The following is a 16,021-nucleotide window of genomic DNA, read 5'->3' on the forward strand; positions in this document are numbered from 1 at the left end:
TGGACTCGTGGTGTAGTGGTTAACATGCCTGCCTGTCACGCAGGAGATCGCCGGTTCGACCCCGGTCGGGTCCGCCACTTTTTTGGCTCGATAGCTCAGATGGTAGAGCAGAGGACTGAAAATCCTCGTGTCGGCGGTTCGATTCCGTCTCGAGCCACCATTTTACTTTAAATCCTAAAACATGTTGCATGTTCCTTGAAAAGGGAGCATGCTTTTTTTATTTGTGTTTGTGTTTTTGTGGGCAGGCTTGGGTGAGGGGTATTGAGCGGAGGCGTGAATGTCGAGTATGATCGAATGGCCTTTATGTTGTCTCTTAGACTTAATTGATATCGATTTTGACTTAATTTTTTTCGTTTAGACTTAATTACATCACGATTAGGCTTAATCTACAGTTTGAGTACCCCGCTAGGTATATGTGCTGGCCTATTCTGACCGCAAAAACAACACCGATATGCCTCCCAAAAAGCATACAAAGAGACATGCACTGCACAAATCAGCATCTACTCACTCACGTTTCATACATTTTCACACCAACCATAGACTTTTAATGCTGATAAAGAGGGATAAGTACTCAATCGTTCGAATATAGTGTATCAATTGGGATGAGGAAGGTAGTGATCATACAGATGGAATTTGAATGGGCGCTGTATTTGATCGCGAGTTACCTTGTTGGTTGCATCATGACAGGGTTTCTTGTAGCAAAGCTTATAAAAGGCGTTGACTTACGATTATTAGGCAGCGGAAATATAGGAGCGCGGAATGCTGGCAGAGTATTAGGGTCATCAGGATTCGTACTCACGTTAGCTGGCGACATTTTAAAAGCGGCTGCGGTCGTTTGGGCAGGGATACAATTTCAATATCCACCCTATATACAGCTTCTCGGTTTTTTAGCGGTGATTCTAGGGCACCTTTATCCGATCTTTCTTCGTTTTCATGGGGGAAAGGGAGTGGCTTCCTTTATCGGAGGTATGATTATTTTTCATCCGATATCTGCGGTTCTTGTAGCAGCTGCGTTTCTGCTTTTTTACGGAATAAAAAGAAGTCTAACCGTAGCGGGACTCTTTGCTTTTGCACTCACTCCTTTCTTCTACTGGCTGTTTGAAAAGCAGTGGCTAGAGACGTTGCTTCTGATTCCGATCAGCTTCCTCGTTGTGTATGTTCAAAAAGAAGATATAAAAGAACGCATCAAAATAACGGAATAAGTGTAAAAAAGGGGTATAAATCGGTGAATTTATGCTCTTTTTTATGTCGTTTATTTACAATTGCATTACAAAATCCCTGAAATTCTGACAAAGCGAAATTCCTTATGATAGGATACTAGAGGTGCTAAAGACATAAGAAGCAGTAGGTCTTTAGACATATTTTAGAGATAGCAGAGAGAATCTTTAGGGGGAAATAGAAAAAGTGAACAGTCGAAAAACCACTGAAAGATTTATTAAATATATCGCACTGCCGTTTGTTGCAGTGATTCTAATAGTGTCAGCATTCACGATGAATCCATCGAACACATCCGCGAGTAGCGACGATAACCAGTTGATCAAAACGGTGTATCACGTTTATGTAGATGGAAAGAAGGTTGGAACGGTTCGTGAAGAAAGTGTTGTCGATGAGGCAGTGGACCAAATTCTCCAACAGGCAAAAGGCAGAAAGAATAACTTTACATTTGCGGTGAGAGAGTCTATCGAGCTTAAGCCTGAAAAGATGTTCAGACCAGAGTTCGATAACGAAGAAGTAAGAGAGAACTTGAAGGACCAGCTAACGGTTGAAGTTGAGGCTTATCGTTTGGTCGTTGGCGGACAAACTGTTGCGTATGTTTCTAGCAAAAAAGAAGCGAAAGATACGTTGCTGAAGTTAAAGCTTGAGCATGTCTCAAAGGCTGAGCTAGATGACATCGAAAAAAAGAAAGCAGAGAACGAAAAGCTTGAAGTACCGGACTTAAAACCGGGAGAACGAAAAGTGGTTGATATCGACTTTTCAGCGCCAGTACTTATTCAAAGAGCGCAAACGTCCATCAGTGAGCTCGTTACGGTAGATGATGCCATTACTTCTTTAAAAGAAGGAAGTCTGCACAAAAAAGAGCATATGGTTCAAAAGGGAGAATCGGTTCAGTCCATCATAGAAAAATATCACTTAACGATGGATCAGTTCTTTACGCTAAACCCAAGGCTTATGCTAGTACCGGTTGTTCGTACGGGACAGGCAGTAACGGTTACAGAGAAAAAGCCTTTTACTGAAGTACTTCTGTACGAAGCAACACGTGTTCAGAATGAACTTCCTTTCCAGGTTGAGAAACAAGAAGACAGTACGCTGGAAAAAGGACAGATCAAAACGGTTCAAAAAGGACAAGTTGGCTTAGAAGATATTACGTATACAACAAGAAAAGCTGATAACAAAGTGCTGAAAAAAGAGATATTAGAGAAGAATCAAGTGAAGACACCGGTTACGGAAATTCAAAAGATTGGTACAAAAGTGATTCCTTCTAAAGGGACAGGCACTCTTTCATGGCCGGCTGTAGGTGGATATATTTCTAGCCATAAAGGCACGCGTTGGGGTAAAGAACACAAAGGTATGGATATTGCCCGACCTTCAGAACGCTCAATCCTGGCTGCAGATAACGGTAGAGTTGTTTCTGCAGGATGGGATGGAGATTATGGGAACAAGATCATTATCGATCACAATAACGGCATGAGAACCATTTATGCTCATTTAGATTCTATTTCTGTTTCAGCAGGTGATGTGGTGCAGAAGGGGTCTAAGATTGGTGTGATGGGTTCAACGGGTCAATCGACTGGTGTGCATTTGCATTTTGAAGTGTATGAGAATGGTGTTCTTAAAGATCCAGCTGATTTTGTAAGTGAAAATTAAAGTAATGTGAAGTAGGTTGATTTTCGTTTCAGATGCTCGCTTTCCGTGGGGCAGGCGGTGAGCCACATTTGTACGTTTCACTTTTAAGTGTCTCACCTGCCCGCCTGTCCCACAGGAGTCTCGCATCTTACACTACAATCAACCCTTCAATGATGATATATAATAAACAAACCTCTTAGGAACAATAGCTTCCTGGGAGGTTTTTCTTGCTAGAATCTAATAGAATTACTTTTCAGGATGTAATTCACGCTACACAACCGTAAAACTAGAGTGAAACCAACTTTTCTTTGTCTAAAATTAGAAGGTTTTGCTAGTAGTATGGAGAAAGTTTCAACTGTGATAAAATAGTAGAGATACCATATAATCGATACTACAAAATATTCTGCTATATATAAAATAGAGTTTCCGAAAAAGGAGCGTTCTCATGGATAAGAAAATTCTCGTTGTGGATGATGAAAAGCCCATTGCAGATATTCTGCAGTTTAATCTTGAAAAAGAAGGTTTTACCGTAAGCTGCGCGTATGATGGCATCAATGCGTTAGAAAAGGTAGAAAAAGAGAAGCCGGATATGATTTTATTAGATATTATGCTTCCACTAAAAGACGGCATGGAAGTTTGTCGTGAGATTCGTAAAAAGTACGATATGCCGATCATTATGCTAACTGCAAAAGACTCTGAAATTGATAAAGTATTAGGCTTAGAGCTTGGTGCAGACGATTACGTGACAAAACCATTCAGCACGCGGGAATTAATTGCACGTGTTAAGGCTAACCTGCGCCGTCATCAGCAGGAATCAGAGCGTGAGGTAGATGAGAACAATGAGATCACGATCGGTTCTCTTACGATTCATCCTGATGCGTATATCGTGACTAAACGTGGTGAAACGATTGAGTTAACACATCGTGAATTTGAACTGCTGCATTATTTAGCCAAACATATCGGACAAGTGATGACGCGTGAACACTTGCTTCAAACGGTATGGGGATATGACTATTTTGGGGATGTAAGAACGGTCGATGTAACGGTTCGTCGTCTGCGTGAAAAAGTAGAAGATAATCCAAGTCACCCATTATGGATCATTACAAGACGCGGAGTGGGGTATTACCTAAGAAATCCTGATCAGGAGTAGTTATGATGGATAAAGTCAATTTTTTTAAATCAATACACGTTAAGTTTGTATTGATTTATGTGTTGCTCATCTTAATAGCCATGCAAGTGATCAGCGTTTATTTTATCAACAACTTAGAAACTGATCTTCGGCAGAGTTTCTCTAAATCACTTTACGATAGAGTGAATTTATTAGAGTTTAACGTTGAGCAAAAGATGAAAGACAAAGATCGGTACAAAGAAAAGAAAGCTGAAGATGGTGAAGATCCGATAACGCTTGAAGATGATATTCAAGCGTTAATTGACGAGGAGTTCGAAGAGAAAGAGATCCAAGTACTTAATGAAGACGGTATGGTGCTTGCGAGCAATAAACCGCAGTTGGTGGGGCAGATCAGCTTCAACCCGAAGATCAAGCTTGCTCTTGAAGGAACGGTCGATGATGAGATCATGCTTCATGAAGGAGAGCGGGTCATGGTGCTCGCAAAACCGATCAAAATTGATGCTACAGGTGAGAACATTGGGGCTATCTATTTAGTAGCTTCTATTGAAGGTATCTTTAAACAAATCTCTCGTATTAATAGCATTCTAGTGACAGGAACCGTAATCGCTCTTATTATAACCGGACTGCTAGGGGTCTTTTTGGCACGTACGATTACACGGCCTATGGCAGATATGAGAAAGCAAGCTCTTGTTATGGCAAGAGGGGACTTTTCTCGAAAAGTTCAGCTGTATGGAGACGATGAGATCGGTCAGCTTGCTATGACCTTTAACAACTTAACAACTAAGCTGCAAGAAGCAACGGCCATTACAGAGAGTGAACGTAGAAAGCTGCGTTCCGTTCTAACGTACATGACAGATGGTGTGATTGCGACAGATCGTGACGGAGCGATCATCCTGATGAACGACCGATCTGAAGAGATGCTGAACATCTCTAGACAGAACGCGCTGGGAACGCCTCTTATGGAGCTATTGCGTTTAAATACGGAATACACGTGGGAAGAGCTTTATAACGAATACGAATCCATGCTGCTCGATTTTAGTACAGACGACATGCATTATGTGGTGCGAGCAAACTTCTCCACGATACAAAAAGATGACGGGCCAATCAATGGTCTTATTTGTGTTCTTCATGATGTTACTGAACAAGAACAGATCGATAATGAACGACGTGAGTTTGTATTCAACGTTTCGCACGAATTAAGAACACCGCTGACGACGATGAGAAGTTATCTGGAGGCGCTGGCTGAAGGGGCGTGGCAAGATGAGAACATCGCTCCGCGTTTCTTAGAGGTTACTCAGAACGAGACAGAACGTATGATCAGGCTCGTAACCGATCTGCTTCAATTATCAAAGATGGACAGCAAAGATTACCGATTTAACTTTTTTGAAATTGATCTTGTCGACTTCTTAAACGGCATCATCGATCGTTTTGAGATGCTTGAAAAGGAAAATATTGAACTTTCAAGGTCCCTGCCTAAGCACAAGATCAACGTTCAACTGGATACGGATAAGATGACACAAGTGCTTGATAATATCATCTCGAACGCGATGAAATATTCTCCTGAAGGTGGAACGATCACCTTTAACGCTTCCGTGATCGGCCGCAAGGTGAAGGTAAGTATTTCAGATCAAGGTGTTGGAATCCCGAAGAATAACGTTTCTAAGATCTTTGATCGATTCTTTAGGGTAGACCGTGCCCGTTCTCGAGATATTGGAGGCACAGGCCTAGGTCTCGCGATCGCAAAAGAAATCGTACTTGCGCATGGCGGAGACATCTGGGCAGAAAGTGAATGGGGCCAAGGAACGACCATCCACTTTACTCTTCCTTTAAAAAAGGTTAAGGAGGGGCTGCAGCAATGAACTGGTTAAAGTGGATTACACATGCAAAAGAAGTGATCACATTTTTTAAGAAGAATTATGAACATATCAAATCGATCGCGCTTACTTTATTAATCGGTTTGAGCCTTGTTCTCACATGGAGCTTATGGACTTTCAAGCCAAGCTATCCATCTTTAGAAGGAGCTCGTATCGTTAAGAAACAGGAAGTAGATGTTGAAGCTGGCATGAAGCAACTTGTTTACCCTACACAGGTGATCTACCATAGTGGGGATGAGTTGTACGGACTTGAAGCAAGCAACTTAATGAAAGAATTTCAAATGGGCTTGAACGAAACAAAATTTACATTTGATACTGGCTCTAAAAATAATCGAGCTTTCGATCCTAATGAAAAGTTTTTACGCGACAACAAGTATGTGGAGATTATTTTTCCAGTAGGTATGAGTCAGGATATTTATAAAGAAATCTTCTCATTTGAATCCGAGATACAAGCTACTAAACCACAAAATGTAGACCGAATCTTTTTATATCAAGATAAGATGACAGATAGTATCGAAGGCTATCTTGTTTCTTATCAACAAAATAAGATGCAAAAGATTAGGGCTACTAATAATGAGCTAAATCCGTTAATAAGAGATATGGATAAGTGGGTCGATACGGGGAACTTAATTCCTTATATCAAGTATGACATTGAGGGTGACGGGAAAGAAGGACAAGCAGAGATCCTTAGAAGGTTTTATTTACCTCAAGATTCATTAGCCTTAACTCGCTATACGTACTTTTCTAAAGCAACAGGTGAAGATACGTATGAAACGTATAAAAAAGCACTGTTTAAAGATCCGTTAGCTGTTAAAAGTGCATCTGATAAAAATCAGATCACATATGCTGATGGAACAGCAGCAATGGTTGTGAATGAGGTGCAAAATCGATTCACGTTCACAAACTTTGCCGGAAATCGGAACCCAAACACAACACCAAATATTTCACCACTCTATCAATCTTTAGACTACATCAATACGCACGCAGGATGGGGAAACCCATATATTCTTTCCGGTCTATCAACGTATTCCGCAAACTTCTGGCTGTTTGTTGAGAATTTGCCTGTGTTGGATCCGGAGATGCAGATGAGCCTAGTGTGGTATGAAAACGAGCTTAAGGAATATCAGCGCTCACTCGTTCAGTTACAACTCGACCAAAAGTCTTATCTTTCACAGAAGGTAAACATCCAATCAGGGTTAGATGTTATTAAAGAGCTTGAAGAAAAAGATTACAACCAGAACTATGTACAAGATATTCGAATTGGATTCACGATGAAAAAGCAAAAAGAACCACATGTATATAAGCTAGAGCCACAATGGTTTATTAATTATGATGCTAAAGGATGGCAGCCGTTATTTTCACAGACAGGAAAGGAAGGATTTAATTGAATTGGCAAAGAACAAAAAGTATTTTTATCCTTACCTTTCTTGTCTTAAATCTATTCTTGGGTTATCAGCTCTATCAAAAGAACGACATTAACAACATCTCGAGACTTACAGATCAGCCTTTAGAAGAGCGGTTAGCGAATAACGAAATATCACTATCGGAAAAGCTGCCGAAATATAAAGAAAAACAAACCTTAATCAGTGCCCAGCGTTACAAGTTCTCGGAGGAAGAAAAGAAATTCCCTGAAAAAAATGTATCGCTGGATAAGGAAGCGAGCACTGACATCACCCTTCAATATAATCTTAGTAAACCGATGGATCTTCCGAAGAAGGATACAAAAGATCTGATCTCAGAGCTTAATCAATTTGCAGAAGATAACATAACCCGCGGTAAAGAATACGCTTTTTATGAATGGGATAAAAAGAGCAATATCGTCTGGTTTACACAAGTCTATCAAGAGAAAAAGGTCTTCTATAATCCTACTAATTTTGGCATTGTTTCTGACGGAAAAGATTTTGATGTGCCGAACGGAATGATTAAGTTCAAGCTTGATGACAAAGGAAATCTTACTAGTTTTATGCAGACCTATCTCTTTATTACAAGACAGGGTGCTTTTCAACAGATCATCTCACCTAGCAAGGCGCTTGAGAAACTATTAGAAACGAACCTTCAAAAAGGTGATCATATACAAAAAGTAGAGCTTGGCCACTATAGCCTTGTAGGTGAAGGGGAAGTTCAGGTTTATACACCTACGTGGTTCATAGAAACCAAGGACGGACAGTATTTAGTTAATGCGACTGACAGTTCCATTCAAGTTTTGACGGAAAAGGCAGAGTAGAGAGGAACATGCGGTTATGAGTTTAAAATTTAGCGTTCTTGCAAGCGGCAGTTCGGGAAACGCTGTTTACGTTGAAACCGAACAAACACGCTTGCTCGTGGATGCGGGCTTAAGTGCCAAACAGATTCAGATTTTATTTGAAAAAGCAGCATGTGGTGAGGTGGCCGACATTGACGGCATCCTCGTCACGCATGAACATAGCGATCACATAAAAGGACTCGGTGTGCTGGCTCGAAAATTTAAGCTGCCGATCTATGCGAACAAAAACACGTGGAATGCTATGAACGGTTTGATTGGAGAAGTAGCGACCGAGCAAAAGTTTGAGTTTGAGATGGAAAGTGTTAAAACGTTCAACGATTTAGAAGTTGAATCCTTTGGCGTGTCTCATGACGCGGCGGAGCCAATGTTCTACGTGTTTCATCACAACGGCCGCAAGCTAGCACTCATGACAGATACAGGCTATGTAAGCGATCGTATGAAAGGTATCATTCGTGACAGCCACTCGCTCGTGATCGAATCGAACCATGACATCAACATGCTCATGATGGGACGTTATCCATGGAACATTAAACGAAGAATCTTAGGGGACCATGGTCATATTTCGAACGAAGATTGTGGACATGCTCTCGCTGATGTAATCGGTGACGGCACGAAACACATCTATCTTGCTCACTTGAGTAGAGACAACAACATGAAGGATATTGCTCGCTTAGCTGTTGAGCAGACGTTAAAAACGTATGATATCTCAGCAGGTGAACAAGTGATTCTGCACGATACAGATGCGAGTCAGCCAACAAAATTGGCTTTAGTCTAAATACTTACTTGTTTAAAGTAAGCCGTTTCCGGAAATAACAATAAGTGTGGGAAATTATGAAAAATAACCCAAAATGTCCATAATTTCAGGACTAATTGCTTATACTAGGTTATGAATTCATCCATTTAATTGTTGAAAGGAACGGTGAGGAGCATATGGGCTATTACGATGATGATTATGAATCACCATCTCGACAAAAAGGAAACCGTGGAGGAAAGTTTCTACCAGCTTTGCTAGGAGCTATTCTAGGCGGTTTGCTTGTCTTATTTACAGTACCTGCACTAGGAGGAGCTGGTCTTTTGCCAGACAATCTGTATCCTCCGAATGAAGAACAAAATGGTCTAGGTACTGACGAAGATGTAGAACAGCGAAAAGTGGATGTCGATCTGACGACGAATGTAACGGATGCCGTTGATAAAGCATCTGGAGCGGTAGTGGAAGTCATCAACATTCAGCAGACTGATTTTTGGAGCCAGCAGCCAGCGGGCACAGGATCAGGTGTTATTTATAAAAAAGAAGGCAATAAAGCGTATGTGGTAACAAATGACCACGTTGTGGCCGATGCGAACCAGATTGAGATCACGCTTAGCAACGGCACGAAGCTTAAAGGCACACTACGTGGAACAGATCCTCTCATGGATTTAGCTGTAGTTGAGATTGATGGCAGCAAGGTCGATAGTGTAGCGGAATTTGGGGTATCTGGTGACTTAAAACGTGGTGAACCTGCTATCGCGATCGGTAACCCGCTCGGAAACTTCCCAGGATCAGTCACACAAGGTATCGTATCAAGTGCGGACCGTTCGATTCCAGTTGATCTGGATCAAGACGGAAACCCAGATTGGCAAGCTGAAGTTATTCAAACAGACGCAGCGATCAACCCTGGTAACAGCGGTGGTGCTTTGATTAACATCGCTGGTCAGGTGATCGGGATCAACTCTTCTAAGATTGCTCAGAACGAAGTAGAAGGAATCGGATTTGCCATTCCATCTGATGTGGCAAAACCGATCATCGAAGACCTAGAGAACTATGGTGAAACACGCCGACCGTTCTTAGGGGTTAACATCATTCCGCTTTCTCAAGTGAACACGTATCAGCGTGAACAAACGTTGAAGATTCCAGACAGCGTACAAGAAGGTGTCGTTGTTATGGAGATCACGTCAGCTTCACCAGCAGCTCGTGCGGGTATTAAGGAAATGGACGTTATTGTCGAGATGGGTGGAGAGAAGATTAAAGACCCAATCGCTCTTCGTAAGTTCCTTTATACAAAAGCGAAGATTGGTGATGAGGTGGATGTGACGTATTATCGTGATGGGAAGAAGAAGACCGTGAAAGTTGAATTGAGCGGTGGTAAGCAATCTCAATAAAAGCGGGAAACAGGGGGCTTTAGGGTCTCCTGTTTTTCTTTTTGGTGAGGCTTTGGTGTCTTTGGAAGTGAGTTGATTTCCGTTCCAGGTTGCTCGCTTTCCGCGGGGCAGGCGGTGAGCCACTTGCCGCTATGCGCCATTAAGTGTCTCACCTGACCGCTTGTCCCGCAGGAGTCTCGCCACCTTACACTTCAATCAACTTGGCGGTGAAGGAAGAAAAATAAAGAGACTAAGACAAGAAAAACAAAACGTCACCCACCATTTAAGAAAAAACTATTAGTTGATTCCACATGTGGACAACTTTATTTTAGCAGATTGTTTACACACAGCTGTAATTTCGTTAGTGTAAGAAGAAGGATTGTGGATAAGTTAGGAGGGAAAAGATTTGGTTATTATTTGTTGCAAAGACCATGCTGAGCTTGCGATTGACATCATTGTGGATGAGTTTGAAACGCCACCTGTTGTTGAGTTACTAACAGAGAATGACGAGTTATCAACAGGTTGTGAATACTGCGATAACAAAGGTGCATATAAAGTATCGAACATATGAACGCCTACAAGATATAGCACTAATTGTGCATATGTGGATAAGTTCTGGGGATAACTTATTTGAAAGGAAGTTTTCAACAAGTGAATATTTCAATCATTTCCGTAGGGAAATTAAAAGAAAAATACTTAAAACTAGGTATTGATGAATACTTAAAACGACTAGGACCTTATGCAAAAGTAGAAATTATCGAGGTGCCAGATGAAAAAGCACCTGAAACACTAAGTGATCAAGAGATGATCATGGTTAAAAACGCTGAAGGTGAAAGAATTCTGGCAAAGATCGGTCAGGATGTTCATGTGATTGCAATGGCGATCGAAGGTAAGGCTGTGTCATCTGAAGATTTAGCTAAGAATTTAGATCAGCTTGCGACGTATGGCAAGAGCAAGGTTGCCTTCGTCATTGGAGGCTCTTTAGGGTTGAGTGATGCTGTCATGAAGCGCGCGAATGAGAAGATTTCGTTTGGAAAGATTACGTATCCGCATCAGTTGATGAAGCTGGTGTTGGTTGAGCAGATTTATAGAGCTTTCAGGATTAATCGAGGGGAACCTTACCATAAATAATAATCCTTTAAATAAGGAAACAGCACCTCCTTTATAAAGGTGCTGTTTCTTATTTCATTTTGTTTTTTTTTCGTATCTAACTATTTGAAACAGGATACTTCAACCCATTTTTCTTAATCTTATCTTTAATAATTGTCTCGACATCTAAATCCAATTCACTGCAGAGCATAAGTCCGTAGATGAATACATCAGCAATTTCTTCTTTAATGTTTTCAATGTTTTGTTCTACAGCCTCTTCACTGCTTTTCCACTGAAAATCTTCTAATAATTCAGCTGCTTCAATGGAAAGAGAAATGGCAAGATCTTTTGGATTGTGGTGAGGTTTCCATCCTCTTTCATCTCGAAATTCATTGATAGCGTTTATTAGCTGCTTAATTTCATTCATGTTGTTCATCCTTTTTTGTGTTTGTTTACAAACTAGCTTTAATACTTACTCCGATCTTCCGCAGCCACTTCTACCTGACGAGGTGACAAATCCTGATAAACAACTGATTTCTTCAGTCGTTCTCTAAAATACTCATTTAATTCTGGATCCGTACAGAAGATGAAACATCCTTTTTGTCCTCTAGTCATAAGAGTTCGGTATGTGTTCCTAATAATTTGGTCTGCCAGGGCATGAGCTTTTTCTGGATTTTCTTTTGCTAGCGTCTTAATACCTTTAAGGGATTGATCAGTTTTTGCGCGTTTTGTGTAGTCGGTCATTACCTGGTCATCCTGAAAGGCAAGGTCTGGCCCAATAATAACACCGACATAATCAAATTCAAGTCCTTGAGATGTGTGAATGCAACCTGCCTCAGAGACAGAATCCTGGTGTATTGCCCATATGCTGTCAGAGAGGTTCCAGCTGATATTAAAATTATGTTCTGGAATAACAATGTCTTTATGAAGAGTACTCGTCCGACCATTTTTTGGCCACTCCCAACAGTAACCGGCAAGCATACGTGATTTATTGTTTTTCCTATTTAGCTCTTCAATTTCCTGCAGCATACTATTCGGATTATCATACACTCTAAAGTCGTAATCTACGCCTCTATCATTTGTATTAGCCGTTTTTCTGATTTGAAGTACGTCATCAAGCCAGGCGATATATGCATCAGATCCATCGCACCGAAATTGTGAAGTGAGTTTCCCTTGTACTAATTCAGCATCTAACTCATTTGCATACTTTTTAATTAAATCTATACTTCCAATATCTTTTAGTGTCACTTTTTGGTTTTCATCGATAAAGAAAATAGTAAATTTAGATGAATGGATTACTTCTTTTATCTGGTTGTCTCCTAAATTGCTGAATAATCCTGACTTTTCATTCAAACGATGAGCTTCATCTATGATGAGTACATCAAACTCATTCTTTTCTGATTCATAGAAACTACCTGAACCTTTAAATAGATTATCGATTTGTGTTTTCTTGATGGTGCCTTTCAGTTTAGAAGCATAAACGTTACGTGGAGCTGAATTTTTTGAGACATATAGGGCTGTTAAGTTTTCATTGATAAGATTCACAAGAAGGTTTATAGCCATAACGGATTTCCCGGTTCCTGGTCCTCCTTCAATTACCATTACTGTCTTCTGATTGCTTTTGATACTCTCAATTGCTAAGTGAAAGGCATCTTCGTAAAACACTTTTTGTTCATCAATAAGCACAAATTCTTGATTACCTTTTAATAAGCTTGCGAGAGAATCTTGTAAGGATTTAGACGGCCGAATTTTACCTCGCTCAATCTGATAAATCAATTGGTTATGGTCACCGTAACGAACGTATTTCTTTATAAAATCTCTTAATTTCTGTATCTCACCTTTTGCAAACACAGGTGCTTTAACAAGATGATCTGAATAGTGAGGGTCCATCAATGGGTCATTTTCTAACTTTCGATAATTATGTAAATAGGCACACGGTTTCAATGCAATATGTTGATCTTGTACATTCTGATTAAAATCTTCAATTAAAGCAGCGTATGACCAAGCTTGATAAGATGGATGCGTTACCGTTCTCATTTTCCCTCCAAGATAGGTAGACACAAGCGCATCTTTAGACGTTACCTTTTCAACCTCTGACCACTGTTTTAACTCTACAATCACCACATGATCTTGAGCACCGTCATGGCCAGCTATTAGAAAGTCGACTCGTTTAGATGTATTCGGAATCTTGAATTCTATCGCGACAGATGCATCATCCGGAATCTCGTTATCCTGCATCACATTTGACATACGGTGAAGAGAGTTCTCCCATGAGTTGATTTCACTTTTAGAAGTACGGCCGATTTTCTGTTGGTATGACTCGTAAAGACGTTCGACGAGAAGCTCGTTTGTAACATCGGAAATAAATTCGGTTTTTGTCGCTTCGTAAATAATCAAGTGTGTCACCTCTTTTGGGATTCTTCTCCATATATTTTATCACTTTTAAAGGTAGCAGATTAATAATTATTAATGTAAGTAGATTAGAACCCATTATTGTACATTTGACAAAACCCCAACTCCGTAATAGTATTAAAAACTATATTCAGAACTAAAAAAATTAATAGATAGAAAGCTATGATAGCTGTAGGTCGTACTACAGCAGGAGCAGCTTCTGGAGAGACCGCTTTGTTAGCGGCGCCGAAGGGTTCACAATCTCAGGCAAACGGACAGAAGAGTATTGAATTTTGACATTGTTGTGCTGTTAGTTTTAGCGCAGTGAATGCTTTTTTCATATTCTCATGTACAAGAGAGATTGGAGATTCTTCCAGTCTCTTTTTTTCGTTTGATTTGCATCTTAGAAGGAGGATTCATACGTGTCACAGCAAGAGTTGAAGAGAGATTTAGCTAACCGCCATGTGCAGCTGATTGCCATTGGCGGAACAATTGGTACGGGGTTATTTTTGGGTTCAGGAAAAGCGATTCAGCTTGCCGGACCGTCTGTTATATTTGCTTATTTAACGTTGGTATTGCATTGTTTTTTATGATGAGAGCACTAGGGGAACTGTTGCTTTCGAAGGAAGGCTATGAGTCGTTTACCGATATCGCGGAGGATTATCTTGGTCCGCGAGCTGCGTTTATCACAGGATGGACGTATTGGTTCTGCTGGATCATGACAGCGATGGCAGATGTGATAGCGGTCGGTGTCTATGTACAATATTGGTTTAACATACCGCAGGGGGTTCCAGCAATTGTCTGTTTGCTTCTTTTACTTGGGCTAAATCTTTTAACCGTAAAGCTTTTCGGAGAATTGGAGTTTTGGTTCGCTTTGATCAAGGTGATTACGATTCTAGCGTTAATTGTGATAGGCGTTGTCCTACTCGTTATGGGTTACCAAACGGATGCGGGAACGGTTTCCTTAGACAACCTGTGGGATCATGGAGGTTTGTTTCCTAATGGTGTGACTGGTTTCCTACTCTCGTTCCAAATGGTTGTGTTCGCGTTTGTCGACGAGTCGCATTCTATTTACGTTAAGCAAGAGTGAGCAGGCTCCTCGATCTTTTAAGGAACTAACGAAAAATTCTGTGCCGGGAAACGCATTGTGGGTTTCGACTATAGTCGTTTCAGTGGGAGCGCTGCTCAGCAAGTTGATTCCAGAGCAGGCTTTTGGCATCGTAACAACCATCAGTGCTATCTGTTTCATCTGGGTGTGGAGCGTGATCTTGATCAGCCATATTAAATTCCGTAAAACACGATCTGATCTGCACAATAAGTCAGCGTTCAAAGCACCTTTTGCTCCATTCATTAATTATGTGGTGCTCGCGCTGTTTGGGTTAATTTTGATCGTGCTGCTCGTGGCAGAAGCTACACGTCCGGCGTTATTGCTGACACCCATTTGGTTTATTTTATTATTTTTCTTGTATGCTTTTAAAAAACCTATGCTGAAATAAAAGGATTGGTTATTTGGAATGCATCATTGATCTGGATCTTTAGAGACATCTTACATTTTATAAGTAGCATCTTTAAGCAGGTGATAAGCAGGAAGCGACGAATTTTCCTTTAGAGTTAATTACAAGGAGGTTTTTAGGGTGAATTTGTCAAGAAATCGGAGAACAGATACTGCTTCAAAAGTGATCCCAGTTCCACCTCAAATCGTCTATCTAGCTATTATAAATCCGAATTCACTAATTCAATGGCTTCCGCCTGAAGGGATGTCGGGTAAAATTGATACCTATGATTGCCGTGAAGGAGGAGCTTATAAAATGACGCTTACGTATGAATTGGATGAGTTGATTCTTGGCAAAACGTCGGATAACACCGATGTGGCGGAAGGAACATTTTTGGAGCTGGTCCCAAACCAGCGAATTATCCAATCTGTTAACTTCAATTCCGAAGATCCTGCTTTCTCGGGTGAGATGATACAGAAATGGATATTGGAAGATGTTTCGGGAGGCACTAATGTTACAATCGTTTGTGAAAACGTACCAGAAGGTATTCGTAAGGAAGATCACGACACTGGACTAAGGTCCACGCTAGAAAATCTTGCTGCTTTTACTGAGAAATTGTAAATAGACACATGAAATTTATCGGATTAACAATCCAGAGATTTTTTTAAATCTCTGGATTGTTTCAGTTATTGATCAGCGCGTATCTTTTAGTTATTTAGTTTAGGTGCGCGGGGACGGTTCTCGTGCTTCTTATTGTATAATTAGATGGAAAGGTGAATCCTTTAGTGTTTACAGTTGTAAGTTAGGAAGCAGCAGAACC

At 40.6% G+C, this 16,021-nt stretch carries 13 protein-coding genes, 2 tRNA genes, 1 pseudogene and 1 riboswitch; of the genes and pseudogenes, 14 read left to right on the top strand and 2 right to left on the bottom strand.

Features of this window, described 5'->3' with window-relative positions; genetic code table 11:
• Position 1: 1 nt before the first annotated feature.
• The 12 genes from H9648_RS16750 (at position 2) to rlmH (ending at position 11,359) form a co-directional block, all read left to right on the top strand.
• Positions 2 to 77: transfer RNA gene (locus tag H9648_RS16750), tRNA-Asp, on the top strand.
• Positions 78 to 84: 7 nt separating this feature from the next.
• Positions 85 to 160 (top strand) — tRNA-Phe (locus tag H9648_RS16755).
• Between the two features lie 454 nt (positions 161 to 614).
• Positions 615 to 1,202: a glycerol-3-phosphate acyltransferase gene (locus H9648_RS16760; RefSeq protein WP_191754955.1), complete on the top strand. Its 588-nt coding sequence runs from the start codon at positions 615 to 617 to the stop codon at positions 1,200 to 1,202.
• A gap of 202 nt (positions 1,203 to 1,404) precedes the next feature.
• Complete coding sequence (locus H9648_RS21015) at positions 1,405 to 2,865, top strand: peptidoglycan DD-metalloendopeptidase family protein (protein ID WP_191754956.1); 1,461 nt, start codon at positions 1,405 to 1,407, stop codon at positions 2,863 to 2,865.
• A 424-nt stretch (positions 2,866 to 3,289) separates the two neighbouring features.
• Complete coding sequence (gene yycF, locus H9648_RS16770; protein WP_066244253.1) at positions 3,290 to 3,994, top strand: response regulator YycF; 705 nt, start codon at positions 3,290 to 3,292, stop codon at positions 3,992 to 3,994.
• A gap of 5 nt (positions 3,995 to 3,999) precedes the next feature.
• Positions 4,000 to 5,832, top strand: coding sequence for a cell wall metabolism sensor histidine kinase WalK (gene walK / locus H9648_RS16775; protein WP_191754957.1), 1,833 nt, complete (start codon positions 4,000 to 4,002; stop codon positions 5,830 to 5,832).
• Positions 5,829 to 7,235, top strand: a complete 1,407-nt coding sequence (locus H9648_RS16780; RefSeq protein ID WP_191754958.1) for a YycH family regulatory protein — start codon at positions 5,829 to 5,831, stop codon at positions 7,233 to 7,235. The genes walK and H9648_RS16780 overlap by 4 nt, the downstream gene beginning before the upstream one ends.
• Positions 7,232 to 8,071, top strand: coding sequence for a two-component system regulatory protein YycI (locus H9648_RS16785; protein WP_191754959.1), 840 nt, complete (start codon positions 7,232 to 7,234; stop codon positions 8,069 to 8,071). Before H9648_RS16780 ends, H9648_RS16785 begins: the two co-directional genes overlap by 4 nt.
• 16 nt (positions 8,072 to 8,087) lie before the next feature.
• Entirely contained in the window at positions 8,088 to 8,885 is a 798-nt protein-coding gene (locus H9648_RS16790; protein WP_144696598.1) for an MBL fold metallo-hydrolase, read from the top strand.
• Between the two features lie 155 nt (positions 8,886 to 9,040).
• Positions 9,041 to 10,249, top strand: a complete 1,209-nt coding sequence (locus tag H9648_RS16795; RefSeq protein ID WP_191754960.1) for a S1C family serine protease — start codon at positions 9,041 to 9,043, stop codon at positions 10,247 to 10,249.
• Between the two features lie 385 nt (positions 10,250 to 10,634).
• On the top strand, positions 10,635 to 10,799 hold the full coding sequence (locus tag H9648_RS16800) for a CxxH/CxxC protein (RefSeq protein WP_137791296.1): 165 nt from the start codon (positions 10,635 to 10,637) through the stop codon (positions 10,797 to 10,799).
• 80 nt (positions 10,800 to 10,879) lie between these two features.
• Positions 10,880 to 11,359, top strand: a complete 480-nt coding sequence (gene rlmH / locus H9648_RS16805; RefSeq protein ID WP_191755060.1) for a 23S rRNA (pseudouridine(1915)-N(3))-methyltransferase RlmH — start codon at positions 10,880 to 10,882, stop codon at positions 11,357 to 11,359.
• A 76-nt stretch (positions 11,360 to 11,435) separates the two neighbouring features.
• Here the strand turns inward: rlmH and H9648_RS16810 are convergent, their stop codons facing one another.
• Complete coding sequence (locus H9648_RS16810; RefSeq protein WP_191754961.1) at positions 11,436 to 11,744, bottom strand: nucleotide pyrophosphohydrolase; 309 nt, start codon at positions 11,742 to 11,744, stop codon at positions 11,436 to 11,438.
• Positions 11,745 to 11,782: 38 nt separating this feature from the next.
• Entirely contained in the window at positions 11,783 to 13,714 is a 1,932-nt protein-coding gene (locus H9648_RS16815) for a DUF2075 domain-containing protein (protein ID WP_191754962.1), read from the bottom strand.
• A 204-nt stretch (positions 13,715 to 13,918) separates the two neighbouring features.
• Positions 13,919 to 13,997: riboswitch (glycine riboswitch) on the top strand.
• Between the two features lie 133 nt (positions 13,998 to 14,130).
• Here H9648_RS16815 and H9648_RS16820 point away from each other — a divergent pair.
• Together H9648_RS16820 and H9648_RS16825 are read left to right on the top strand one after the other, a co-directional pair.
• A pseudogene (locus H9648_RS16820) lies at positions 14,131 to 15,204 on the top strand (amino acid permease).
• Positions 15,205 to 15,342: 138 nt separating this feature from the next.
• Positions 15,343 to 15,822, top strand: coding sequence for an SRPBCC family protein (locus H9648_RS16825; protein ID WP_191754963.1), 480 nt, complete (start codon positions 15,343 to 15,345; stop codon positions 15,820 to 15,822).
• The last annotated feature ends 199 nt before the right edge of the window (positions 15,823 to 16,021 follow it).

The sequence above is a fragment of the Fictibacillus norfolkensis genome (assembly GCF_014836645.1).
Lineage (GTDB): Bacteria > Bacillota > Bacilli > Bacillales > Fictibacillaceae > Fictibacillus > Fictibacillus norfolkensis.